Raw genomic sequence first — 24,781 nt, forward strand, 5'->3', positions numbered from 1 at the left:
TATTTTATAAAAGTAATAGCTTGTAATCATGAGTTGACCATTATGTATAGTTGATTTGGTAAATTCTTGAGCGTGTCACATACTCAATAGATAATTTTATTTAGTGCTTAACCTCTACGTTTTTTCCAATAAAACGCGGTTATGAAAGTACACAAAAAATGTTTTTTTTCTTTAAAAATTAGGTATCATCGCGCTCCTAGTAATAAGATATTAAAACCTTGTGTCTTCACTAGATTCTTAACAAGCACCGAGTCAAAGGACCAAAAGTCACCAGACTTATTTTCTTTTACCCTTATCAGAGATGGTAATCCGATATGAGCGTTACTTCTGTAAACCCTGCCACCAATTCCACCAACGAATATTATTTGACTCGCCAAAGTCAGATGGAATCGAATGTACGTAGTTATCCGCGCAAATTGCCGTTAGCGATCGCACAAGCACATGGTTGCTGGGTTACCGATGTGGAAGGTACAAAGTACCTTGATTGTTTAGCTGGGGCAGGTACATTGGCTTTAGGTCATAATCATCCTGCGGTGATTCAAAGTATCCAGGAGACACTTGCAAGTGGTCTTCCATTACATACACTGGATTTAACGACTCCTTTGAAAGATGCTTTTACTGAAGCACTACTGGCATCTCTGCCAGGTGGTCAGGAAGCTTACTGTTTACAGTTCTGCGGTCCATCAGGCGCCGATGCAACTGAAGCAGCGATTAAACTAGCAAAAACCTATACTGGTCGTAGCTCTGTTATCAGTTTTTCTGGTGGCTATCATGGCATGACACATGGTTCACTTGCCATGACAGGTAACCTGTCTGCTAAAAATGCAGTCAATGGTTTAATGCCGGGTGTACAGTTTATGCCGTATCCGCATGAATACCGTTGCCCATTGGGTCTAGGTGGTGAAGCGGGCGTAGACGCTTTAACTTATTACTTTGAACAGTTTATTGAAGATGTTGAAAGTGGTGTTACCAAGCCGGCGGCTGTTATTCTTGAAGCAATTCAGGGTGAAGGTGGCGTAGTTGTTGCCCCAACTAAATGGCTGCAAAAGATTCGTGAAGTGACTGAAAAACACAATATCGTGTTGATTCTGGACGAAGTTCAGGCAGGCTTTGCGCGTTCAGGTAAGATGTTTGCCTTTGAGCATGCTGGAATTGAACCTGATGTTGTGGTGATGTCTAAAGCAGTTGGTGGTAGCTTGCCACTTGCAGTTTTAGGTATTAAGCGCAAGTTTGATGCATGGCAGCCAGCAGGCCATACTGGTACATTCCGTGGTAACCAACTGGCCATGGGTACAGGCCTTGCGTCACTTCAGGTTATTCAAGAGCAAAATCTTGCACAGAATGCTCATGATCGTGGTGAGTTCTTGCAGTCTGAACTGAAAAATCTGGCAGCTGAATTTCCATGTATCGGCCATGTACGTGGTCGCGGCTTGATGATCGGTATTGAAATCGTTGACGAGCGCCAGCAGCCAAATCATATTGGTGCTTATCCTGCTGATGGTCAACTGGCTGCTGCAATTCAGGCAGCGTGTTTTAATCATAAACTGCTGCTTGAAAAAGGTGGTCGTAACGGTACAGTAATTCGTTTACTTTGTCCGCTGATCATTACTCAGGAAGAATGTGTAGAAGTAATTGCTCGCTTTAAGAAAGCAGTTGCTGAAGCTCTTGTTGCAGTTCGAGGCGCATAATTCATGGTAGATTTTGCAGAACACCGTAAAGCGTTACTCTGCAATGATGCTCAATCCATTGCTGACTATGAGTCAGCAATGGAACAGGCGACTAAAGCCGTAGCAGCATGGTTGCAAAACGATAAAATGTATACTGGCGGCAGTATCAAGGAACTCCGTGAAGCAATCGCCTTTCATCCTTCTAAAGAAGGGTTGGGTGTACAGAAATCGCTTGAACGTATGGTTGAGCTTTTTCTGAATAAAAGTCTGAAAGTACACCATCCACATTCGCTGGCGCATCTGCATTGCCCAACTATGGTAGCAAGCCAGATTGCTGAAGTACTCATCAATGCAACTAACCAGTCAATGGATTCATGGGATCAAAGCCCAGCCGGTTCATTGATGGAAGTGCAACTGATCGACTGGTTACGCCAAAAAGTAGGCTATGGTTCAGGTCAGGCAGGTGTATTTACCTCAGGTGGTACACAATCAAACTTGATGGGCGTATTACTTGCGCGTGATGCCTGCATCGCGAAAAACTGGAAAGATGAAAACGGTAATCCGTGGTCTGTTCAGCGTGATGGTATTCCTGCAGAAGCAATGCGTAATGTCAAAGTCATCTGTTCTGAAAATGCACATTTCTCTGTGCAGAAGAACATGGCAATGATGGGGATGGGTTTCCAGTCAGTAGTCACTGTTCCTGTGAACGAAAATGCCCAGATGGATGTCGATGCACTGGAAAAAACCATGGCTTACCTTCAGTCTGAAGGCAAGATTGTGGCATGTGTAGTGGCAACCGCAGGTACAACTGATGCTGGTGCAATCGATCCATTAAAACAGATCCGTGAAATCACCAATAAATATGGTGCATGGATGCATATTGATGCAGCATGGGGTGGTGCGCTGATTCTGTCTAATGATTATCGCTCTATGCTAGATGGTATCGAGTTGTCTGATTCTGTGACACTGGATTTTCATAAGCATTATTTCCAAACCATTTCTTGTGGCGCATTTTTGCTTAAAGATGAAGCGAACTACCGTTTCATGCACTATGAAGCAGAATACCTGAACTCAGCCTATGATGAAGAGCACGGTGTGCCGAACCTGGTGTCTAAGTCTTTACAAACAACACGTCGTTTCGATGCGTTGAAATTGTGGATGACAGTTGAAGCACTGGGTGAAGAGCTTTATGGTTCAATGATTGATCATGGCGTGAAATTGACACGTGAAGTAGCAGACTATATCAAAGCAACTGATGGTCTGGAACTTCTGGTTGAACCACAATTCGCATCAGTATTGTTCCGTGTTGTTCCAGCAGGATATCCAGCTGAATTTTTAGATGCATTGAATCAGAATGTAGCAGATGAGCTGTTTGCCCGCGGTGAAGCTAATATTGGCGTAACTAAAGTGGGGCAGGTACAGTCTCTGAAAATGACGACCTTGAGCCCGGTAGCAACACTAGAAAATGTAAAGAATTTACTTGATCTGGTTTTAACCGAAGCTGACCGAATCAAGGAATCAATCCAGCAGGGTAGTTATACTCCGCCGATTGCCTAAACATTATTCCTATTAAAAGCCGGTGTCTATGATACCGGCTTTTTATTATGGTGGATTAATAACCTGGAGTTTCTCTCGTAATAGATTTTTTCGTATGGAATAATTTAGGAAATATAGGAGGGAACTTTATTCTTGAGCATAAAGTGATTCTGTTCTTTAAATTTTTTCAAAACAATGTAAGATTTTATGTGACCAATAAAATCACAAGATAATAACTTTTCTGTCACAAAGTGCGAAAGCTGCTCCAGATTTTCTGCTACTACTTTTAAAATAAAATCTGCATCGCCACTTAAAGAAAAAGCATCCTGTATACATTCTTCACTTTCAATCAGCTCCTGAAATGCTAGCTGGTTTTTGGCTTCATGTACTCTTAAATTTACATGGACCATTGCAGTAACTTCAAGGCCTAAGGCTTGCTGGTGAATACGTGCGGTATACCCGATGATGATTCCTTTCTGTTCTAGAAATTGCCGTCTGCGCGAGCATTGTGATGCTGACAGTCCAATAAGCTCACCCATTTCCTGATTGGTCAATCTGCCATTTCTCTGCAACGCCTGAATGATTTGCCAGTCAAATTTATCCATTATATGCACCTTATTCCTTTATGATACACATATCATGTATTTTTATTAAAATCCGTTTCTATTATGCATGAAATATAAGTTTTAGATGAAATATTATCTTTCTATGGAATAAAAATAGATGAGAAGGATGATAAAAATGTTCATGGAAATCGGTAATTTTTTAAATAAACGGTTAAGCGAACTGGGTATCAAGCATATTTTTGGTGTGCCAGGTGATTTCAATCTATCTTATCTGGAACAAATTGAAGCTGATTCGAAAATTGAATTCATTGGTAACTGTAATGAACTTAACGCAGCATATGCTGCTGATGGTTATGCGCGTATTAATGGTTTCTCTGCATTGGCCACCACTTACGGTGTTGGTGACCTGAGCGCCATTAATGGAATTGCGGGGGCCTATACAGAGAATGTACCCCTGATCCATATTTCAGGCATTCCACCACTGCATGCTGTTACTCAGGGTGCTTTAATACATCATACCTTGGTTGATGGTAATTATGACAATATCATGAACTGCATGCGTGAGTTTACGGTAGCCCAGACCCGTCTGACACCTGCCAATGCTGCTTCAGAAATTGACCGGGTACTGCGCCAGTGCGCACTAGAACGCCGTCCGGTACATATTCAGCTGCCTTCCGATATTACCCATGTGAAGATTCAGATAGATGATCAACCGCTGTGTCTGGAACGTCCGGTAAGTGATCCTGAAATACTTGAACAGGCAGTAGACGAATTATTTAAATGCTTATCTCAAGCAAAAAAACCTGCTCTACTAATTGATAATGAAGCCGATATTTTTAATGTCACAACATTATTAGCTGAACTTTCTGCCAAAACAGGTATCTCTTATGCCTGTCTTCCCACAGCTAAAAATATTATGGATGAATCATCACCACATTATGCAGGTGTGTATGTTGGTGCGGCCAGTCAACTATCTGTAAGAAACCTGATCGAATGTACAGACTGCCTGATTGGAATCGGAGCCAGATTTACCGATATTGGTACAGGTATGTTTTCACATAAAATCAATAAAGACAGCTATATTGAAATTAAACGGTATGAAGTCAATACTGCACGTAAAAACTTCCCGGGAATTGAAATGGGCGAATTGCTGACAGCACTGAATCTACGGGTCACAGCTAAAAAGTCACTTAAACCTACACTTGAGACGCCAGCCACTGAGCGAATTCAGGTAGCAGAACACCAGAAGCTGTCGCATGAAATCCTTTGGAAATATATTGGTAATTTCTTTAAAGCAGATGATGTAATTCTGGGTGAAGTGGGAACATCAAATACAGCATTATCTGGGCTACGTTTACCGGTAACTGCCAAGTATATCTGCCAGCCTATATGGGGCTCAATCGGTTATACCTTGCCTGCATTACTTGGCAGTTTGCTCGCTGCACCAAAACGTCGGCAAATTTTATTTATTGGCGATGGTTCATTGCAACTTACAGTGCAGGAGCTTTCTACGATTATCCGTTATGGTCTCAAACCCATTATTTTTGTACTCAACAATGGGGGTTATACGATTGAACGATTAATTCTGGGTGAAAATGCCAGCTATAACGATATTCAGAACTGGAAATATACTGAATTGGTACAGGTGTTCAATGGTAAAGAAAAATATCAGACCTCTATGGTCGAGACCGCTGGCCAGCTAAAAAATGCGTTAGATCAGGTAGAGGCATATGATGGTTTAAGCCTGATTGAACTTAAATTACCGGCAATGGATGCTCCGGTGAGCCTGCTTAAATTTGCTGATGTCGTAGCGCGTTATGACTATGGTAATTTCGGCTACCAAAAACTTAAAACACAACAGCACTATGTAGAATGCAAAAATGCAATATCTTTCTAATTTTTTAAAAATCAATCGGTTATTTTTTTATAAATTATTTTAATCCGACCTTGAGGAGCACTGGTTTTTACTCGGTGCTCCTGACTTAATTTCTCTAAACAATGATAAAGGGTGTAAAGGATATTACGCCTTCAATGGAGATAAAACTGTGGACACAAATCAAAATACATTGAAGAAAGGTCTCTCTAACCGGCATATACAGCTGATTGCACTAGGAGGCGCTATTGGAACCGGATTATTTCTGGGAATTTCACAAACCATTAAACTTGCTGGCCCTTCAGTTTTACTGGGGTATGCAATTGCAGGCATCATCGCTTTCCTCATTATGCGTCAACTGGGAGAAATGGTGGTAGAGGAACCTGTGAGCGGTTCATTTAGCTATTTTGCTAATAAATATTGGGGCCGTATGGCAGGTTTCATGTCTGGGTGGAATTACTGGGTTTTATATGTACTGGTAAGCATGGCTGAATTGAGTGCTATTGGAACATTTATACAGTTCTGGTGGCCTGAAATACCCACCTGGATTACTGCAATGGGGTTTTTTATACTGATTAATGGCATTAACTTTATTAATGTCCGTTTTTTTGGAGAAACAGAATTTTTATTTTCCTGCATTAAAATTATTGCCATCTTGAGCATGATTGGTTTTGGTGCCTATTTATTGTTTTCAGGTGCCGCTGGGCCAGAAGCCGGAATAGCCAATTTATGGCAGCACGGCGGATTTTTCCCAAATGGTATTTCTGGCCTGGTAATGGCTATGGCAGCTATTATGTTTGCATTTGGCGGACTAGAGCTAATTGGAATTGCAGCCGCAGAAACACGAAATCCTGAGAAAAATATTCCAAAAGCTACGAACCAGATTGTTTACCGTATCTTGATTTTTTATATTGGCGCAATCGGTATTCTGTTGAGTTTATATCCTTGGAATCAGGTGGCACAAGGGGGGAGCCCATTTGTACTAATTTTCCAGTCTTTAAATAATCATGGTGTAGCCAATGTCTTGAATCTGGTCGTAATGATCGCAGCAGTTTCAGTTTATAACAGTTGTATTTACTGTAATAGTCGTATGCTGCACGGACTGGCAGAACAGGGCAATGCACCGCAGTTTCTAAAAAAAGTGAATCATCGTGGAATTCCAGTCGCAGCCTTGGCTGTATCCGGTTCGATTACTGCACTTTGCGTAGTTATTAACTATATTATTCCAGAAAAAGCGTTTGGTTTTCTTATGATGCTGGTGGTTGCTGCATTAGTAATTAACTGGCTTATGATTTCAGTCACTCATTTGAAGTTTGTAAAAGTGATGAAGCAGCAACACAGGCTGACTGCATTTAAAGCTATTGCCAGTCCTTGGACAAATTATTTAACGATTGCTTTTATGTTTTTCATTTTAACGATCATGAGCCTGACACCAGATATGCGCTCAGCCGTTATTTTGGCACCTGTATGGCTCAGTGCACTGGCCATTATGTATTTTGTCTATTATCGCAAAAGAAATGTTATATTGACTGGCGGGATCCAGCCTAATCCTTAAAAACAGTTATTTAAGTATTTTGTTTTCTATATAAAGAGAGATCGAATGATCTCTTTTTATCAATTCAAGAGGAGATTTGAAAACTGGAGTAAGTCCTGATTTTAAATTGGATTTTATATTTTTATGTTAAAACTATAAATTAATGAACAATAAATATTTTAAGACAAATCTATAAACCAATGGTCCAGTTTTTAGATTTCAGGTATTCAACACTTTCCTTTAAAATTTTTTTAACTGAGCCTATTAGAATACTTCGATCTATAAATTTCTATTTATAGGTCTGGAGAAGGTATACAAACGCTCTGCTTGATCGCACTCCCATAGCAGGGAACCTATTGATAAAATTCTTATTAGGCTTAAATATCTGCTAGCTAGTACACTATTTATGTAATGAGCTATCTCACCTCTTCTAAATATAGAAAGCTCAATTCTAATTTTTATAGATTAGTCATACTGAAATTTTTTAAGATAACTCAGAATCTGTATAGATCTATTACAGTGAAAAACTACCTTAATAAAAGTGATACAGAATTAATTCTAGTTTATAAGACATCGGGATTAAATGTTTGACCCAATCTCTTTAATATAATTTTAAATGTTAATCTTGTTATTTGAAAAAATTTAAAATAAAAATTCTAATATAATTATATAGTTAATTTAATATATGAAGTGCTCTAGATGAGATCATGAAAGTGTCATAAAGGTGTAACTTATTTGTCATATTTTAAACTCAAAATGCACTTATCCAAAATGTACTAACACTGTAAACAAGTGGAGTACGGAAAAATTGCAAAATTAAGAGAGAAGAGAATGCGCTTAAATCCACGTCATGTTGGCATCATTTTAGCAGTTACTGGGGCAGCTGCAGCAACAACCGCGAATGCGGCTCGCGATACCATTCAGATTGCCGGTTCTTCAACCGTCCTTCCATATGCGAGTATTGTTGCTGAAGAGTTTGGTAATACTTTTCCACAATTTAAAACACCAGTTGTAGGTTCTGGTGGCACTTCAGGCGGACTAAAACAGTTCTGTCAGGGTGTAGGCGACAATACAATTGATATTGCAAATGCATCACGTGAAATTAAAGATACTGAACTTGCTAGCTGTAAAAAAGCTGGTGTAAACAAAGTTCAGGAAATCAAGATCGGTTATGACGGTATTGTATTTGCATCAAATGCCAACAAGGCAGCATTCAAGTTAAAGCCTTACCATGTATATGCGGCACTGGCAGAAAAACTGCCTTCTAAAGGTAAACTGGTTGCTAACCCGTATACTCGCTGGAACCAGATTGACAAGACCTTGCCAAATGAACCGATTACTTTGGTTATTCCTGCATCTAACCATGGTACACGTGAAGTGTTCCAGGAAAAAATGGTTGATCTGGGCTGTAAGGCATATGAGTACAACAAGAATCTAGATAAAGATAATCAAAAAACTGTATGTTCGACTTTCCGTAAAGATGGTCGTGTCATTGAAATCTCAGGTGACTATACTGAAACACTCAGCCGTCTGAAAACAAATCCGAGCGCAGTTGGTGTATTTGGTCTAGGTTTTTATGACCAGAACCGTGACCGCCTGCGTGTAGCAACAGTAAATAATGTAACACCGTCTGAAGCAACTATCCTTTCTGGTAAGTATCCTGTTTCCCGTCCACTGTTCTTCTATGTAAAAGGTGAGCACCTGAAATCAATCAAAGGACTTGAGCAGTATGTAGAATACTTCCTGAATAAAAAGGTTTCAGGTAAAGGTTCTAAACTTGAAAAGGCTGGCTTGATTTCACTGTCTGACTCAGAACGTGCCAAAGTACTGGCAAATTTTAAAGCAGGTAAAACTGTTCAGTAAGGTGGACTTATTCAAGACTGATGGCAGGGAGAACCTGCCATCAGCTTTCGCATAAATAAGATTTTTTCATGCGGTCATGTGAAAGAATTGTGGAGAATACATGAATCTGCTGCTCATTGGAGTATTACTGGCGCTGATTGCAATTGCTTATCAGGTCGGGCTCACCAAAAGCCGTAAACTGGCAGGTAAAGAAAATAATTCTGCCAGTCTGCATTCGCGTCCGGGCTATTATGGCGCACTGGTTGCATTATGGTGTGGTATACCGGCTTTTATAATTTTAATTGTGTGGAATCTGGTTGAGCCAAATATTCTAAAGCATATTATCCTTAATAATATACCGGCAGCGACTGTAGCGGCACTGGACCCTGCTGGACTGGATGTTATCGTTGAGCGAATCAGGGCAATTGCATCAGGTTTTGGGGTAAGTGATCAACCAGCAGCTTATGAAGTTGCAGCGGCAGAACAGTTAGCCAAATTCCAGATGATTGGTAACTTTGCCAAAATGGCTGTGGTTATTGCTGTAGCGCTAGGTGGTCTGGTCTGGGCAAAAAAACATGTAAGTCAGCAGTACCGAGCACGTAATCAGGTCGAAAAAGCCATTAATATTGGCCTGATTTTATGTTCAGGGGTTGCTATTCTGACCACGATTGGCATTGTACTTTCGATGTTTAGTGAAGCAATGCGCTTTTTCCAGTTCGTCAGCCCTCTGGAATTCTTTTTTGGAACAGAATGGAATCCGGGCTTTAGTACATCAGGTGGCGCAGAAGGCAGTTATGGTTTGTTGCCACTGATCTGGGGCACACTCATGGTCAGTGCTATCGCTTTGCTGGTAGCTGTCCCAATTGGACTGTTAATTGCGATTTATCTGGCTGAATATGCATCTCCAGGTTTACGTTCCTGGGCGAAGCCCACTATTGAGATTCTGGCGGGTATTCCGACGATTGTTTATGGTGTCTTTGCTTTAATGGTCATTGGCCCGTTCTTTAAGATGCTGGGAGATACGGTTGGCCTGCATATCAATGCAACCAGTGCACTGACTGCCGGTTTTGTGATGGGAATTATGATTATTCCTTTTGTTTCTTCACTGTCAGATGACATTATTACTCAGGTACCGCGTTCACTACGGGATGGTTCACTGGGACTTGGAGCGACCAAGTCTGAAACCATTCGGCAGGTGGTACTTCCAGCAGCTTTACCCGGAATTATTGGTGCCTTTTTGCTAGCTGCTTCACGTGCCATTGGCGAGACCATGATCGTGGTGCTGGCTGCGGGTAACAGTCCAATCCTGCACGGTAATCCGCTAGAAGCTGTCTCTACAGTAACAGTTACTATCGTTAACCAGCTTACTGGTGACACTGATTTCGCCAGTCCACAAGCACTGGTGGCGTTTGCCTTGGGCTTAACCCTGTTTGTAATTACTTTGGGTCTTAACATTGTTGCACTTTACATTGTGCGTAAATACCGCGAGCAATACGAATGAGCACATCCAATACTTCTCCGCTGGGCCAAAAAGATATATTCGATGCTCAAGCTGCTGCCGATTTGCGTGCAAAACGTAAAGACAGAATTGCCAAATCACTCAGTAAGCGTCATCGTAAAGAGAAAATCTTCCGTATTGCTGGCTTTAGTGCAGTAATGGCCGGGCTATTCTTTGTGGCTTTACTGTTTGGCAGTATTCTGATTAAAGGTTTGCCCGCGTTCTGGCAAGCTGGTATGTCGGTACCTGTATATTTTGACCCTAATATTATTGATGCCGGACCACGTCCAGTTCAAAAAGCAGGCGAAAGTCCAGCCCAGTTCCAAGAGCGTTATATTGCCTGGCAAACAAAGATGGGTATGGTAGATTGGGATGCCTTGATCGTAAATGGTATTATCTCTAAAGCACCTGCACTGGCGCCACAGCGTGATGAGCTAGGGGAGATTTATACCAGCTCGGAATCTTACCGATTACGCGATATGGTATTTGAAAATCCCGCTTTAATTGGTAAAACGCAAGACATCAAGATTTTGGCTGATGCCAATGTGGATGTCTGGGTGCGTGGCCAGATTGACCGTGATCTTCCGGATGAGCAGCAGCAGTTAAGTCCAGAAGTACGCAAGCTTGCAGATGAAATGGAAGCACAAGGTGTATTGACCACTTCATTTAATACTCAAATCTTTACGAATCCCGATTCGCGTAGTTCTCCTGCAACGTCAGGACTGGCTGGCGCTTTTATGGGTTCGCTGTTTATGATGCTGATTGTCATCTTTATCTCGATTCCAATCGGTGTGGCAAGTGCGATTTATCTGGAAGAATTTGCGCCAAAAAATTATATTACCGATATTATTGAAGTAAATATCAATAACCTGGCCGCTGTACCTTCAATTGTATTTGGTTTACTAGGTGCTGCGATCTTTATTGGCTGGATGCATCTGCCATTATCGGCACCGTTAGTGGGTGGTCTGGTACTGAGTTTGATGACATTGCCTACGGTTATTATCACAACACGGGCCTCGTTAAAAGCTGTACCTCCCTCAATTCGTCAAGCTGCATTAGGTTTGGGTGCATCCCGTGTACAAACTATTTTTCATCATGTGTTACCTCTTGCATTACCAGGAATTTTAACCGGTGCAATTATTGGGGTAGCGCAGGCACTAGGCGAAACAGCTCCTCTATTATTGATTGGTATGAGTGCCTTTGTGGCCAGTGTGCCAACCTCTCCATTAGATCAATCCACGGCTTTACCTGTACAGATTTTTCTGTGGCAGGGTAATGAATTACGTAACTTTTTTGAAGGGCGTACAGCCGCCGCCATTATTGTGCTGCTGGCACTCATGATTGGCCTAAACAGCTTGGCCATCTGGTTACGTAAGAAATTTGAAGTGCGCTGGTAATTGAGGACAAGATATGAATACTAATGTTATGAATGCTTACAAGCAGGAACCGTCCGTGAATTCAGAACCAACCCAAATACCTGTCACCGGATCAGGCAAGACATCTGCAACTTCGTTTGTATCCCAGTTCGATACATCTGCAGCGTCTAAAAAAGAAACAGCACACAAAGTCAAAATCTGCACTGATGATGTCCATGTTTATTATGGTGAAACAGAAGCGATCAAAGGAATTGACCTTGAAATTTATGAAAATGAAGTGATTGCATTCATTGGACCATCAGGCTGTGGTAAATCAACATTTTTGCGTACTTTGAACCGCATGAACGATACTATTGACAGTTGCCGGGTTACAGGAAAAGTAACACTGGATCAGCAAGATATATATGATCCAAATCTGGATGTCGTATTACTGCGTGCACAGGTCGGAATGGTGTTCCAGAAGCCGAATCCGTTTCCAAAATCGATTTTTGATAATGTTGCTTATGGGCCTAAATTGCACGGTCTGGCACGTGACAAATACGACCTTGAAGAAATTGTCGAAAACAGCCTGCGTAAGGCTGGACTTTGGGATGAGGTCAAAGACCGTTTGAATCAGCCTGGTACAGGACTTTCAGGTGGACAGCAACAGCGCTTATGTATTGCCCGTACTATTGCGGTAAGTCCAGAAGTGATATTAATGGATGAGCCATGTTCTGCACTTGACCCGATTGCGACTGCAAAGGTAGAGGAACTGATTTCGGAGCTTTCGAATCAGTATACTATTGCGATTGTAACTCACTCGATGCAGCAGGCAGCGCGTGTATCTGACCGGACAGCTTATTTCCATTTAGGTGATCTGATTGAGGTCAACTCTACAGAAAAGGTTTTTACACAGCCTGATCATCAATTGACTGAAGCTTATATTACAGGACGCTTCGGCTAATTATTTAACCTGAGATTTTAAAAAAAACAGAGTCTTGATACTCTGTTTTTTTGTTATGATGCGAGATATAAAAATTTCATACTAAAAGAATAATGCAACTGACACCGGAAGAACGAGAATACGCAAAAATTTCGAAACATGCTTTAAAAGACTTATTCCAGGTTCTGTTTGGCACCAAATATATAGATCAATATTTTGCTATGCTGATGGTAGGATTGAGTATAGCTCTTGCAACTTTAATACCCCATCATGGCTTGTTTGCAACATCTCAAAGTCCGGGAATGACCAATTATCATCGCTGGTTATATGACATCTTTGTGGTTGTATCGAGTTCAATCGGCTTTGTATTTTATTTTTGGTTAAAACGACAAAAAAGTAATATTAAGGTTGGCCAAAAATGGCGAGCTTATATTAAGGCAAATTCTGATTTTAAAATGTATCGTTATTGCATTGCTCAACTTAAAGGTAAAGAACCTTTTATGCATACCCCTTTTAAAGAATATTGCTTTATTCTTCTTTTCCTGGCCTTATTTATTCTGATGTACTCACTGCTTACCCCTTTTGAAAATGGCCGACGTGGTAACTTCTGGATTCAAACTTGGTGGCCAGTAAACGCCTTCATTATAGGTGTATTATATTCAGGATTATTCTGGATATATTTCCGTTTATTCGCCATCAAAGCAATCATGAATCAATATGCTTTATTGATCAGACAAGAACGAGCAAATAACAAACATAATAAGGCTATTGAAAAATGCCAGTAGTGACCTAATCTAAAGATACAAACCGAATTAAACTGAGAATAGATTTTTTATGTTATTTCATACGCCAAAGTTACCCGCAGAGATTCGTATCAGCCATCTTAATGCGCGTATCAATGAACAACGGAAAAAAATTGCACAGACAACAGCGTCTAAACTCGAATTATTGCAACTTGCTCAACAACTGGCAAAAGAAGGGCGGGCACGTAAAAAAAATAACCAGAAAATTTATGTCATCGATTTTAAAGGTGACGTACAAGCTTCAGCTGTTGAAAATCTGCGTGAAGAAATCACCTTGATTCTGGCAACGGCTAAAGCAGGAAAAGACCGTGTAGTGGTGCGTCTGGAAAGTCCGGGTGGAATGGTACATGGTTATGGACTCGCAGCAGCACAGCTGGTGCGTTTACGTGATGCAGGATTTCACTTAACTATCTGTGTAGACAAGGTTGCTGCCAGCGGTGGTTATATGATGGCCTGTATTGCAAATGAAATTATTACCGCACCATTTGCTGTTGTTGGTTCAATTGGTGTTGTGGCTCAGGTACCAAATTTTAACCGTTTATTAAAAGAATATAATGTCGATTTTGAGCTTTATACTGCAGGCGAATATAAGCGTACTGTTACTATGTTCGGCGAAAATACGCCAGAAGGTAAAGCCAAATTTGAGCAGGAACTGCAACAGACCCATGCTTTGTTTAAGCATTTTGTAGAAAAATACCGCCCAAAACTCAATGTTGAGAAAGTAGCAACAGGTGAGCATTGGTATGGTCAGGATGCTCTAGATTTAAATTTAGTAGATGAGCTGAAAACTTCAGATGAGTATTTACTGAGTGCTCTACCACAGCATGATGTGTATGTTATTTCAACTCGCCGTAAACCAACCTTAGGCGAAAAACTGGGTCTTCAGGCCGCGCAAATGGCAGATGCACTGGTGCCAGCAGTATTAAATAAAGTAATGGATACCTTAGCTAAAACCAGTTCTAATTTGGTACAGATGCGTGATCCAGAACTTTAAGATTATCGTGAAGTTGGATTAAAAAAGCTCACTAAAGTGAGCTTTTTTAATAGGAAATTATATTGATGTAAAAACAGGACAATTATACAGAGAAATTATTTAGCATGCTCGCGATGGAAATGGGATTTAAAAGCTTCCCATTTAGCTTGACGTCTTGCTTTATGCTCAGCTTTCTTCTGTTCTTTCAAAGTCAAATTTGCAATACGTTGAGTTTCTTGCCAGGTTTCAATACTGGCTTCAATTTCTGCCTGTACATCTTCATAATCCCAGCGATAAATTGTTGCTCCGGTTTTTTCAAAAAGCGCATCAATAAAATCTTCAGACTCTTCATGAATATCAATGAGTATACCCACAGTGCCGAGGGGCAATGCTTGGCTAATTCTAGCCAGTACAGCTAAATCATCTTGTTCACGATTAATATCATAGGTTCCACCAATTAATGCACCTGTGGTAAAACCTAAAAGTAAGCCAAGTGGACCACCCAATATTCCAATTAAAGAACCCAGTAGGCTGCCACTTAAAATCCCATTATTTTGTTTGGGATCTATTTGTTCTTCAATTTTAAAACTACCATTTTCTTGGCGTTTTAAAAGCGTAACTTCATTAATATCCTTAATAGGGGAGTCTTTAAATTTACTAAAATTTTCAAAGGCTTGTGCTAATTCATTCCAAGTAACTAAAATAATATTATGTGCCATTTCTTCACCTGTATTGATTATAATGTGTATAATATTTATACAGTATTAAAATAAGAGAAATAGTTAACTTTTGTGAATATAATAAAAATTCTATTGTACCAATTTGATTTTAATAATATTTAATTTTATTAAAAAATAATACTAATATTTTGTTTCTTATTTTTTATAAAAATGAATAGTATTCAGCTTCTAATAAAAAATTTTTGATAAAGTTGGCTTTAATAATAGATATTATATAAGTTGTGATTATTTTTATTAAAATCAAAGAAAAAATTAAGCGTATTTTTAAAGTAAATAGTAATTACAGAGAAAAGGGTTATAATCTCAATAAAATATTATTATTGATTGTAATATTGAAATTAAGACCTTATTAAGGGTAAATCCTAATTATTTATAAACAGTGAATTTAATTTTGCAAGATTAATTTTTTATTTTGGATATTAATGTGTGTATTTTTATTTCAGCTAAGTAAAATAAATTTTTGTTTAAAAGAATATTAGTATAAATCTAAATAACTACATGTTATAAAAATATTAAAGAAAATTATTTAATAATATTTCAAGATCTATTTAATAAATTTTTATAATTCTTCTTAATTAAAACGATGATACCTGTCATTATTGCTCCGAGAGTTGCAAGCAATATATCTTGGCAGAGTAAAACTTGAAGTGCGACATAAACCACCTAATTAATTTAAAGGGTTTATGGAGTATATAAAATTGTCATACCATCATCTTAACTTTGAAGATCGTACTGCATTAATGCTTGAGTCAAGAAAAGAAGGCTTTTCAGCCAGAAAATTTGCTGAACTCATTAAAAGACATCCTAGTACGATCTATCGTGAGCTTAAAAGAAATAGCATCAATGACGTTTATCAAGCTCGATATGCTTCTGATAACACCTTCGCTAGACGTAGACGTGGTCACAGAAAACTCAAAATCGATTCAATCCTCTGGAAATTTATTGTTGAAGCGATCCGTTGTTTATGGTCTCCTCAGCAAATAGCAAAGCGTTTAAAGACATTTCCTGATTTGGATCAAACAATGAATGTAAGCCATACAACGATTTATTCAACGATACGCGCATTACCAAAGGGTGAGTTGAAAAAAGACTTATTATCCTGTCTGCGTCATGAAAATAAAAAGCGAAAAGCTAACGGTGAACCTAAAAAAGATTCTATATTACAGGATATTAAAACTATTCATGAGCGCCCAGCCGAAGTTCAAGAAAGAAAAATACCGGGTCATTGGGAAGCTGATTTAATTAAAGGTAAAGACAATAAAAGTTCGATAGCAACACTTATTGAACGAAATACACGGCTCTGTATCTTGGCAACATTACCTGATGCAAAGGCAGAATCAGTGCGCAAGGCTTTAACTGAAGCTCTGAAATATTTACCTGCAGAACTGCGTAAAACGTTGACCTATGACCGTGGACGCGAGATGGCAGAACATAAAATACTTGAAGAAGATTTAGGCATAGATGTATATTTCTGTGACCCACATTCACCCTGGCAAAAAGGCACATGCGAAAATATGAATGGTTTAATTAGGCAATATTTACCTAAAGGGATTGATTTAAATCAGGCAGATCAGCATTATTTAAATCAAGTTGCCATGTCACTGAATACTCGTCCTAGAAAAGCGTTAGATTGGCTTACACCATTAGAGAAATTTGCTCAGCTTGTTGATTATCATAAGACTTTTCAAACTGTCGCACCTCATGTTTGAATTCGCCCTTTATGTGCATCCCAAATATCACCTTGCTGGCCATTATAATTTTCTGCGGCTTCAGGTGATAAGTTAATTGCTATCAGCCATTCTATCCATTCGTAAATCAGGCTAGTACTCATGACAGACTCAATCACAAGGATAAACCATATCCAAGGTTTCAAATCTGGTAGCCAAACCTGATGTAACCTTAAAAATACCGGATAGAGTAGTAAACCATAAGCAAAGTGTACCAGACGGTCATACATGTTACGTTGCCAGCCCATCATCTGATTCAAATCTATTCCTGATAACTGAATGAACCATTCATTATAAGGCACATAAGAATAGAGATAATGGGCACCTAATACATGAATCAGCAGAAAGATAATATAAGAAGTTACGCTACCAAAGCCGAGGCCGATTTTCTTAATAAGAATAATCAGAGCGATCCACATCAATAGGGTGCCGAGTTGATGGAGAAGATAAGAAGATAGCTCCATTGGATGAATGCTGGCAATCATCACAGCCAAAGCTAAAATTATAAAGACACCCCAATGTTTCGCATGTAAATGGTAATCAATCATTTTAATTTTAGAAAACTTTAAGTTTAAATATATAAGTTAAAGTCATCATAATAAAAAAGCGGAGCCAAAGCTCCGCTTTTTTATTTTTTCAATTAGATTTTTTCAATCAGCTCTTTAAGCTGTTTTGCCTGTTCAGCGGCATTGCCGGTATAAGTTGTGGGGGTCATTTCAGCAAGACGGGCACGATCAGCAGCAGGCACGGCTTCCAGCTCACTGCCATTTACAAAGTTTACCATCATCTCTCGCGTCATAGCTTGGCCACGAGTCAATGCCTTTAATTTTTCATAAGGTTTTTCCACGTTGTAACGACGCATTACTGTTTGAATCGGTTCTGCCAGTACTTCCTGTGCCTGATCAAGATCTTCAAGCAAGCGGTTAGCATTTAACTCAAGCTTACCTACTCCTTTAAGACATGCATCAAACGCAATCAGGCTTTGTGCAAAACCTACACCCATATTACGAAGTACGGTAGAATCCGTCAGGTCACGCTGCCAGCGAGAAACAGGTAATTTTTCACCCAAGTGAGCCAGTACTGCATTAGCGATACCGAGGTTACCTTCAGAGTTCTCAAAGTCAATCGGGTTAACCTTATGTGGCATGGTGGATGAACCAACTTCACCTTCTTTAAGTTTTTGCTTGAAATAACCTAGAGAAATATAGCCCCATACATCCCGGTTAAAATCGATCAGAATGGTATTAAAGCGGCGTAGGGCATCAAAGAGTTCCGCCATGTAGTCATGCGGTTCAATCTGAGTTGTATACGGATTAAAGGTGAGACCTAGAGACTCAACAAAAGCCTGAGAGTGTGCTGGCCAGTTGATATCTGGATAAGCTGAAAGGTGCGCATTATAGTTACCTACTGCACCATTGATTTTTCCAAGCAGTTCAACATTTTCAAATTGCTTGATCTGACGCGCCAGACGATAGGCAACATTTGCCATTTCTTTACCCAAGGTAGTCGGACTGGCTGTCTGGCCATGAGTACGGGACAACATTGGCTGGTCTGCGTGCGTTTCAGCCAGTGCAATAATCGAGTTTAATAACTGCTGCATGCTTTTCAGTAGCACATCGCGGCCATTTTTCAGCATTAATGCATGAGACAGATTATTTATATCTTCAGATGTACAGGCAAAATGAATAAATTCACCTGCATTCTTCAACTCATCAATACCGGCAATTTTTTCTTTCAAGAAATATTCGACTGCTTTGACATCATGGTTAGTGGTGCGCTCTATTTCCTTGATCCGGTTAGCATCGGCTTCAGAAAACTCTGTAACAATCTGGTCAAGAGCAGCATTGGTTGCAGCACTAAAATCAGCAACTTCAGTAATTTCAGGATGTTTTGCGAGCGCTTGTAACCAACGCACTTCAACAGTAACACGGGCATGGATCAGGCCAAACTCAGAAAGATAAGGGCGTAATGCATCGCATTTGCTTGCGTAGCGCCCGTCGAGTGGTGAAAGTGCAGTTAAAGCGTTCATAGTGATTCCTTGAAGTCTGGAATTAAAGCTAAAGCAGCAAGCCCATTTTGCATCAGTTAAACCGCCTGATACTGTAAACGAGCGAGATCCTGAATATCCTGTAGCAATTTACGTTTCCTGAAAATCATATTCCAGGAGCTGCCACCGAGCTGACGCCACAAATGTGCCATTTGCAGACCAGTAAACAGGCTGGCGCGAATCCGGTTGGTATGTTGTGTGTCTTTAAATGCTTCAGCGTTACCACGAACTAAAATACGCGGATTAATCTGTCCTGCTGTATCGACATAGGTCTGGGCAAGATTGGCAAGAATACTGGGGTGCAAATAATTATTATCGAAAAAAGAAAGCTGTTTTAATATTTTTTGCTGAGATTTTTCAATAATCTGGACATATTCCGGATTCCGATAAACCTTCTTTTCTAATTGCAGCAAGGCCATAGCATACGACATGGGCAGTTTAGCTGCCGAGATTTTAGGAATACGAGATTTGGGGGTGCTTGAAAAAGGCTGGATTATACTGCTTTCCAGCGTTTTTAAACCTAAAGATATATCGGCAAGCTGATTAAAAAAATCGAGTGTCTGGCTAGAATGGTTAACAGTTGGGCGAATATTCAAACTGGCTTTAATCAGCTGTTCGAAATAGAAATTGCCACTTTCGCCCATACCTTTTTGACCGGACATGGCGGTCATATGAGTGAGCTGAGTAGCCTGGAACACGGCTGCCAAGGCTAAAGCTCTGTTTTGGCGCTCACTCAGGGTTTGAGGCTGTTGAAAGGGGAGATCAACCATGCCTGATCACTTCCTTGTTAAATAAAATCGGGAACAGGTGCATTGGTATGATGAATCACGCCACCACCTAAGCAAACTTCACCACTATAAAATACTACACTTTGTCCTGGCGTAACTGCGCGTTGAGGATCATCAAATTCGACCCGTACCCCTTGCGTACTAGAATCATCTTTATAAACCGTACAATCCTGGTCAGCTTGGCGATAACGAGTTTTTGCTGTACAGCGTAATCCGGATGCAGGAATTTCCTGTTCACCCGCAACCCAGTCAATCGCTTCACTCCAAAGAATTGTACTCTGCATAAGAGGATGCTCATGGCCTTGGCCTACTACCAGACGGTTACCTGCAATATCTTTATACAGCACAAACCACGCACCTTCAGCCGCACCTTTTAAGCCACCAATTCCAATACCGCCGCGCTGGCCGAGTGTATAGTACATTAACCCGTGATGCTCACCAACCTCTTTACCATCATCGAGAACGATTTTCCCCGGCTGTGCTGGCAGATACTGTTTAAGAAAGTCATTAAAGCGGCGTTCACCAATGAAGCAGATACCGGTTGAATCTTTCTTTTTTGCTGTGGCCAGACCAAGCTCTTCTGCGATTTTACGTACCTGCGGTTTTTCTATTTCTCCTACTGGAAATAGAGTCTTGTTAATTTCACGGCCATGAACAGCATGCAGAAAGTAGGTCTGGTCTTTATTCGTATCTACGCCACGCAATAGTTCTGCATAAGCTTCACCTTGCGAATTATATTTAGTTTCACCACGGCGAGCATAATGACCAGTAGCAATAAAATCTGCACCCAGTTTTACGGCATGATCTAGAAATGCACGGAATTTAATTTCCTTGTTACAAAGAATATCCGGATTAGGCGTACGGCCTGCAGCATATTCGGCCAGAAAATGTTCGAATACACGATCCCAATATTCCATTGCAAAATTTGCGGTATGCAGTTTGATGCCGATTCTGTCACAGACAGCCTGTGCATCAGCCAGATCTTCCATTGCAGTACAGTACTCCGTGCCGTCATCTTCTTCCCAGTTCTTCATGAAGAGACCTTCAACCTGATAACCCTGTTGAAGAAGAAGTGCTGCAGAAACAGAAGAATCTACACCACCAGACATACCGACGATGACACGTTGTTGCATAGGATTAAGCATCCAGATTTGAAATAAGAGGAGAATTTTGGTGCTCATAGATGAGCGATAAAGGAAATTTTTGCCCTGACAGTGCGTCTTGAACTGCTTTAATGACCAGTGGACTGCGTGCACGGGCTGTCTCAGTCAGCTCGTCTAGAGTCATCCATACTGCACCGATAATACCAGTGTCTAGTGGTGCATCAGCATGGTAAGTAGCTTCCTTGGCAAGAAAGCAGAAACGATAATAAGTACGATCAGGAAACATGGGAGGCGTATAAGTATAGATGCCTAGCAAAGAGTGTATTTCTACCTCATAACCAGTTTCTTCCATGGTCTCACGCACAGCAGCCTGAACAACTGTTTCACCTGCTTCGACATGGCCTGCAGGCTGGTTAAATACAGTATGAGTTACGCCTTCAGCCTGTTCTTCAACAAACAGAAATTTACCATCTTTTTCTACGACGGTTGCGACAGTCACATGTGGTGTCCAAGCAGTCATTTAAAAGCACCGGAAGGTAAAAGCCGTATTCTACAAAATTTAGGCGGATATGGCTATGCTCATGCCAGACTAAGTATTGAATAATATTTTATTGCTTATTATCTGTGCTGGAAAATATCGATCAATTATTGAAATTTTTTCGCTTGGCTACCTGTCCATATTACAGGTCACAAGCGTCATTTACAGCCAGATCTCTCAAGGTGTCAGGTGTTCTAAAGCCACCAGACTTATATCTTCAGTTAATATTAATCGCTCAAATTTTATTGACTTCTGAATTGTAGATATAACTGAATTTTTAGATTTAAAAAATTGATAGCTGTATTATTCCGGTCAAGTAGCGGCTGATCATACAGAAACTTTATATCAGAGTTATTCTTTTAAGCAAATCTGCTTTTACAGATGGTCCAGATTGATGAAGTGCAGGATAAAAGCGCTGTTATAGTAGCTGAGTGCTATACCAAAATAGTCTTTAAACTTTTTTCATCGATCAATAAAAACTTGGATCGACTTTCCTTAAAAAATGATTATAGCTTTTCTTCCAGTTATAAAATTCACCTTGCTCAACCGGCTCAGTTACAGGGCTGATTACGCTACTGACGACATACAAGCTCAATCATATAATTTTCGGAATGCTGATAAGTCTAAAAAGCCTAATACTATATAAAAGAGAGCTGTCCGTGGCATTTACTGAAATGCCTTCGAAGCCATACTTTTTAATATCATTTTTAGTCTTTTCTCATAGCTGACTATGTTTAGGTTAGTGTTGATCTTGAGCAGAGTTCATAGATTTTTTCTTGGACAAGATAATTTCAAACCTAAATGATAGAAGAGATCATTAGGCTATAAATTAATTTTTCTGATAATTATTTGCGACTTTCACATAGTGTCTTGCTGAGTATGGAAGAAATTCTTTTTCTTTGTCTGTAAGCGGTCGGACTTTTTGTACCGGGCTGCCTACATATAGATAACCGCTCTCCAGTCGCTTACGTGGCGGTACCAGACTGCCTGCCCCAATCATTACGTCGTCTTCAATGATGACATCATCCAGAATAACGGTCTTGATACCAATCAGTACACGGTTTCCTATAGCACAGCCATGTAATATTACATGATGGCCAATCGTCACATCTTCACCAATAATCAGTGGAGAACCTTCAGGTTTATCAGCTTTTTTATGGCTAACATGCAGCATGCAATGGTCTTGTACATTACTGTTCTTTCCAATACGAATACTGTTTACATCGCCACGTACCACTGCAAAAGGCCAGACAGAAACATTTTCAGCCAAATGCACATCTCCAATAACGACTGCCATGCTATCGATGTAGCAGCTGTTATCAACTTGTGGTGTATGTTCGAGGTAGGAGCGAATATTGTTATTCATTTCTGGAGAACCAATCAAAAATCAGGTCAGTATAAAATAAAAAGCATCCATACCGCAGTACAGATGCCCTAACTTTAGCATAAGCTTAAAAAGTATAATTAGAACAAGTTGCTAAAGAACTGTTTAATATGATCAATCATACGTGAGAAGAAACCTGCTTCTTCTACCGATTTTAATGCGACTAATGGCTTTTCTGCAATAACTTTACCATCTAGGCTAGCCACCAGTTTACCTACTACTTGGCCTTTTTGCAGGGGAGCATTCAGTTTAGGCTGAACCACCAGCTGGGTTTTAATTTTGTCGGCCTGACCTTTTGGCATAGTCACGTTAAAGTTCTCGGCAAGACCTACGTCAACCTCATTTTCCTGACCAAACCAGACTTTTGATTTAGCCAGAACCTGTTTTGCAGGTTGTACATTGGCAGTTTCAAAGTTGGCATAACCCCATCCCAGCAGATCACGGGTCTGAGTTGCGCGTTCCTGCATGGTTGGCGCACCAAAGATTACTGAAATCAGCCGCATTGGCCCACGTTTTGACGAAGTAGTCAGACAGAAGCCAGCTTCATCAGTGTGTCCTGTTTTCAAGCCGTCCACACTTGGGTCAGTATAAAGCAGGGCATTACGGTTACCCTGTTTAATACCGTTAAAGGTAAATTCTTTTTCTGAATAGATCGGATAATATTTAGAGCTGTCTTTAATGATGTGCTGTGCAAGTATGGCCATATCTTTGGCCGTAGAAACATGACCTTCAGCTGGCATACCTGTCGAGTTAACGAAATGGGTATTTACCATGCCAATACGTTTTGCTTCCTGATTCATCATATGGGCGAATGTACCTTCATTCCCAGCTACGTGTTCAGCCACGGCCTTTGATGCGTCATTACCAGATTGTACGATGATACCTCGCAGCATTTCTAGGACAGAGGCTGTTCCATTTAAAGGAACGTACATACATGATTCAGAACTGCTTCCCCGACACCAGGCTGACTCGTTCATACGAACCTGTTCGTTTTCGGTGAGTTCACCTTTTAATAATTTTTGCTCAATGATGTAGCTGGTCATCATTTTAGTCATTGAGGCAGGTGCCAGCTTTTCATTTTCATTTTTTGCAGCCAGGATTTGCCCGGTCTCATAGTCCATCAGAACATAGGATTTATTATTCAATTCTGGTGGAGAAGAGAGGACTGTTGCTGCATATGAGAAAGACGGTAATAAGAGTAGGGCAGCAATGGTACTTTTTCGGGTCATTCTAGGAGGTTCCAATACTTAATATGAGCACAAAAAGAGGCTAGCATTTTAGGCCAAAGCACAGCTGACTTCTACCGGGAAGCCAGCTTATTTCATACAGTATTGTAACTATCGGGTATTAGGCACCGTAACTAGCGACGTCACGGCAAACTTGGGTGTTTTTAGATTTGCCTGCATTTTTAGCATCCTGACGTGCTTCTTTCAGAACACTCTGGAAATTTTTTGCTTTACTGCGTTTTTCTAGGGCAGAAACTGCATTTTTCTCGCCAGGCATATGTGCCTGAGCTAGACGGCTATATCCCTCATTAAATTTCTGGTCTTTACCAATCAATCCCGGACAGATCTCAGAAAGCACATAAATAGCGGCGAGCTCTTCTTGGGTAACCTGCTGCTGTGGTGTTACATCAATATTTTCAGAACCAGCTTTGTTGTTTTCTGCCGCATAAGTACCAGGCGCAGTTAACATAAGAGCTGTTAACAAACCTAAACCCATTTTAGAGAAGTGTTTTAATTTCATTTAGTTTTAGTCTCATAATACAAGCAATCAGCAAAATAGCTTAATCAAAAATCATGGAAAGAAAATAGATAAAGTGTATCTAGCCTGTACATGAACCATAAAAATCCCGGCTAGGAAA

At 40.3% G+C, this 24,781-nt stretch carries 21 protein-coding genes; 11 read left to right on the forward strand and 10 right to left on the reverse strand.

Translation table 11 applies throughout. The features are described 5' to 3' along the window. The first annotated feature begins 314 nt into the window (after positions 1 to 314). Both ABZP31_RS04465 and ABZP31_RS04470 read left to right on the forward strand, forming a co-directional pair. Positions 315 to 1,688, forward strand: coding sequence for a diaminobutyrate--2-oxoglutarate transaminase (locus ABZP31_RS04465; protein WP_005025302.1), 1,374 nt, complete (start codon positions 315 to 317; stop codon positions 1,686 to 1,688). A 3-nt stretch (positions 1,689 to 1,691) separates the two neighbouring features. After that, the gene (locus tag ABZP31_RS04470) at positions 1,692 to 3,224 is read left to right on the forward strand and encodes an aspartate aminotransferase family protein (RefSeq protein ID WP_248134013.1); all 1,533 of its coding nucleotides are present in this window, start codon (positions 1,692 to 1,694) and stop codon (positions 3,222 to 3,224) included. A 104-nt stretch (positions 3,225 to 3,328) separates the two neighbouring features. Here ABZP31_RS04470 and ABZP31_RS04475 read toward each other — a convergent pair whose 3' ends face one another. Next, positions 3,329 to 3,808, reverse strand: coding sequence for an Lrp/AsnC family transcriptional regulator (locus ABZP31_RS04475; protein ID WP_248134015.1), 480 nt, complete (start codon positions 3,806 to 3,808; stop codon positions 3,329 to 3,331). A gap of 136 nt (positions 3,809 to 3,944) precedes the next feature. On the opposite strand from ABZP31_RS04475, the gene ABZP31_RS04480 reads away from it, so the two are divergent. The 8 genes from ABZP31_RS04480 (at position 3,945) to sohB (ending at position 14,611) form a co-directional block, all read left to right on the forward strand. Then, positions 3,945 to 5,666: a thiamine pyrophosphate-binding protein gene (locus tag ABZP31_RS04480; RefSeq protein ID WP_248134017.1), complete on the forward strand. Its 1,722-nt coding sequence runs from the start codon at positions 3,945 to 3,947 to the stop codon at positions 5,664 to 5,666. Positions 5,667 to 5,814: 148 nt separating this feature from the next. Beyond that, complete coding sequence (locus tag ABZP31_RS04485) at positions 5,815 to 7,197, forward strand: amino acid permease (RefSeq protein WP_005025310.1); 1,383 nt, start codon at positions 5,815 to 5,817, stop codon at positions 7,195 to 7,197. An 810-nt stretch (positions 7,198 to 8,007) separates the two neighbouring features. Further along, a complete protein-coding gene (locus tag ABZP31_RS04490) occupies positions 8,008 to 9,039 on the forward strand; it encodes a substrate-binding domain-containing protein (RefSeq protein WP_248134019.1) in 1,032 nt (343 codons plus the stop codon). Positions 9,040 to 9,139: 100 nt separating this feature from the next. Next, positions 9,140 to 10,519 (forward strand): phosphate ABC transporter permease subunit PstC, encoded by a 1,380-nt coding sequence (gene pstC / locus ABZP31_RS04495; RefSeq protein ID WP_005015049.1) that lies wholly within the window; start codon positions 9,140 to 9,142, stop codon positions 10,517 to 10,519. Then, positions 10,516 to 11,913, forward strand: coding sequence for a phosphate ABC transporter permease PstA (pstA, locus tag ABZP31_RS04500; RefSeq protein WP_034683133.1), 1,398 nt, complete (start codon positions 10,516 to 10,518; stop codon positions 11,911 to 11,913). Before pstC ends, pstA begins: the two co-directional genes overlap by 4 nt. A 13-nt stretch (positions 11,914 to 11,926) precedes the next feature. Further along, entirely contained in the window at positions 11,927 to 12,835 is a 909-nt protein-coding gene (gene pstB, locus ABZP31_RS04505) for a phosphate ABC transporter ATP-binding protein PstB (protein WP_005015045.1), read from the forward strand. 92 nt (positions 12,836 to 12,927) lie between these two features. Next, positions 12,928 to 13,599, forward strand: a complete 672-nt coding sequence (locus tag ABZP31_RS04510; protein WP_248123417.1) for a hypothetical protein — start codon at positions 12,928 to 12,930, stop codon at positions 13,597 to 13,599. A 49-nt stretch (positions 13,600 to 13,648) separates the two neighbouring features. Continuing rightward, positions 13,649 to 14,611, forward strand: a complete 963-nt coding sequence (sohB, locus tag ABZP31_RS04515) for a protease SohB (protein ID WP_248134021.1) — start codon at positions 13,649 to 13,651, stop codon at positions 14,609 to 14,611. A gap of 95 nt (positions 14,612 to 14,706) precedes the next feature. Here the strand turns inward: sohB and ABZP31_RS04520 are convergent, their stop codons facing one another. After that, positions 14,707 to 15,309, reverse strand: coding sequence for a DUF1269 domain-containing protein (locus ABZP31_RS04520; protein WP_248134023.1), 603 nt, complete (start codon positions 15,307 to 15,309; stop codon positions 14,707 to 14,709). A 761-nt stretch (positions 15,310 to 16,070) separates the two neighbouring features. On the opposite strand from ABZP31_RS04520, the gene ABZP31_RS04525 reads away from it, so the two are divergent. Next, on the forward strand, positions 16,071 to 17,039 hold the full coding sequence (locus ABZP31_RS04525; RefSeq protein WP_014538385.1) for an IS30 family transposase: 969 nt from the start codon (positions 16,071 to 16,073) through the stop codon (positions 17,037 to 17,039). Here the strand turns inward: ABZP31_RS04525 and ABZP31_RS04530 are convergent. The 8 genes from ABZP31_RS04530 to ABZP31_RS04565 all read right to left on the reverse strand — a co-directional run bounded on the left by ABZP31_RS04530 (position 17,030) and on the right by ABZP31_RS04565 (position 24,663). Next, positions 17,030 to 17,605 carry a DUF2238 domain-containing protein gene (locus ABZP31_RS04530; protein ID WP_367156923.1) on the reverse strand — a complete coding sequence of 192 codons (576 nt, stop codon included), beginning with the start codon at positions 17,603 to 17,605 and terminating at the stop codon, positions 17,030 to 17,032. The genes ABZP31_RS04525 and ABZP31_RS04530 overlap by 10 nt on opposite strands. A 92-nt stretch (positions 17,606 to 17,697) precedes the next feature. Beyond that, entirely contained in the window at positions 17,698 to 19,086 is a 1,389-nt protein-coding gene (purB, locus tag ABZP31_RS04535; RefSeq protein WP_248134028.1) for an adenylosuccinate lyase, read from the reverse strand. 56 nt (positions 19,087 to 19,142) lie between these two features. After that, entirely contained in the window at positions 19,143 to 19,874 is a 732-nt protein-coding gene (hflD, locus tag ABZP31_RS04540) for a high frequency lysogenization protein HflD (RefSeq protein ID WP_248122123.1), read from the reverse strand. Positions 19,875 to 19,891: 17 nt separating this feature from the next. After that, positions 19,892 to 21,025: a tRNA 2-thiouridine(34) synthase MnmA gene (mnmA, locus tag ABZP31_RS04545; RefSeq protein WP_005015034.1), complete on the reverse strand. Its 1,134-nt coding sequence runs from the start codon at positions 21,023 to 21,025 to the stop codon at positions 19,892 to 19,894. Positions 21,026 to 21,029: 4 nt separating this feature from the next. Then, entirely contained in the window at positions 21,030 to 21,515 is a 486-nt protein-coding gene (locus tag ABZP31_RS04550; RefSeq protein WP_111280773.1) for an NUDIX hydrolase, read from the reverse strand. 847 nt (positions 21,516 to 22,362) lie between these two features. After that, complete coding sequence (locus ABZP31_RS04555) at positions 22,363 to 22,899, reverse strand: gamma carbonic anhydrase family protein (protein WP_248134030.1); 537 nt, start codon at positions 22,897 to 22,899, stop codon at positions 22,363 to 22,365. A 98-nt stretch (positions 22,900 to 22,997) separates the two neighbouring features. After that, positions 22,998 to 24,146 (reverse strand): D-alanyl-D-alanine carboxypeptidase family protein, encoded by a 1,149-nt coding sequence (dacC, locus tag ABZP31_RS04560; protein ID WP_248134031.1) that lies wholly within the window; start codon positions 24,144 to 24,146, stop codon positions 22,998 to 23,000. Between the two features lie 118 nt (positions 24,147 to 24,264). After that, positions 24,265 to 24,663 carry an MCR_0457 family protein gene (locus ABZP31_RS04565; RefSeq protein WP_005015023.1) on the reverse strand — a complete coding sequence of 133 codons (399 nt, stop codon included), beginning with the start codon at positions 24,661 to 24,663 and terminating at the stop codon, positions 24,265 to 24,267. Positions 24,664 to 24,781: the final 118 nt, after the last annotated feature.

It is taken from the genome of Acinetobacter sp. FL (assembly GCF_040744925.1).
Taxonomy (GTDB): Bacteria; Pseudomonadota; Gammaproteobacteria; order Pseudomonadales; family Moraxellaceae; genus Acinetobacter; species Acinetobacter radioresistens.

What these genes read in the sequence shown, in the direction of transcription:
- purB (WP_248134028.1), bottom strand. Translation starts at nt 19,086, where the DNA reads ATGAACGCTTTAACTGCACTTTCACCACTCGACGGGCGCTACGCAAGC.
- ABZP31_RS04490 (WP_248134019.1), top strand. Translation starts at nt 8,008, where the DNA reads ATGCGCTTAAATCCACGTCATGTTGGCATCATTTTAGCAGTTACTGGG.
- ABZP31_RS04510 (WP_248123417.1), top strand. Translation starts at nt 12,928, where the DNA reads ATGCAACTGACACCGGAAGAACGAGAATACGCAAAAATTTCGAAACAT.
- ABZP31_RS04520 (WP_248134023.1), bottom strand. Translation starts at nt 15,309, where the DNA reads ATGGCACATAATATTATTTTAGTTACTTGGAATGAATTAGCACAAGCC.
- dacC (WP_248134031.1), bottom strand. Translation starts at nt 24,146, where the DNA reads ATGACCCGAAAAAGTACCATTGCTGCCCTACTCTTATTACCGTCTTTC.
- ABZP31_RS04565 (WP_005015023.1), bottom strand. Translation starts at nt 24,663, where the DNA reads ATGAAATTAAAACACTTCTCTAAAATGGGTTTAGGTTTGTTAACAGCT.
- pstB (WP_005015045.1), top strand. Translation starts at nt 11,927, where the DNA reads ATGAATACTAATGTTATGAATGCTTACAAGCAGGAACCGTCCGTGAAT.
- hflD (WP_248122123.1), bottom strand. Translation starts at nt 19,874, where the DNA reads ATGGTTGATCTCCCCTTTCAACAGCCTCAAACCCTGAGTGAGCGCCAA.
- ABZP31_RS04465 (WP_005025302.1), top strand. Translation starts at nt 315, where the DNA reads ATGAGCGTTACTTCTGTAAACCCTGCCACCAATTCCACCAACGAATAT.
- ABZP31_RS04480 (WP_248134017.1), top strand. Translation starts at nt 3,945, where the DNA reads ATGTTCATGGAAATCGGTAATTTTTTAAATAAACGGTTAAGCGAACTG.
- ABZP31_RS04470 (WP_248134013.1), top strand. Translation starts at nt 1,692, where the DNA reads ATGGTAGATTTTGCAGAACACCGTAAAGCGTTACTCTGCAATGATGCT.
- ABZP31_RS04475 (WP_248134015.1), bottom strand. Translation starts at nt 3,808, where the DNA reads ATGGATAAATTTGACTGGCAAATCATTCAGGCGTTGCAGAGAAATGGC.
- ABZP31_RS04530 (WP_367156923.1), bottom strand. Translation starts at nt 17,605, where the DNA reads ATGATTGATTACCATTTACATGCGAAACATTGGGGTGTCTTTATAATT.
- ABZP31_RS04550 (WP_111280773.1), bottom strand. Translation starts at nt 21,515, where the DNA reads ATGACTGCTTGGACACCACATGTGACTGTCGCAACCGTCGTAGAAAAA.
- pstA (WP_034683133.1), top strand. Translation starts at nt 10,516, where the DNA reads ATGAGCACATCCAATACTTCTCCGCTGGGCCAAAAAGATATATTCGAT.
- sohB (WP_248134021.1), top strand. Translation starts at nt 13,649, where the DNA reads ATGTTATTTCATACGCCAAAGTTACCCGCAGAGATTCGTATCAGCCAT.
- mnmA (WP_005015034.1), bottom strand. Translation starts at nt 21,025, where the DNA reads ATGCAACAACGTGTCATCGTCGGTATGTCTGGTGGTGTAGATTCTTCT.
- ABZP31_RS04555 (WP_248134030.1), bottom strand. Translation starts at nt 22,899, where the DNA reads ATGAATAACAATATTCGCTCCTACCTCGAACATACACCACAAGTTGAT.
- ABZP31_RS04525 (WP_014538385.1), top strand. Translation starts at nt 16,071, where the DNA reads ATGCTTGAGTCAAGAAAAGAAGGCTTTTCAGCCAGAAAATTTGCTGAA.
- pstC (WP_005015049.1), top strand. Translation starts at nt 9,140, where the DNA reads ATGAATCTGCTGCTCATTGGAGTATTACTGGCGCTGATTGCAATTGCT.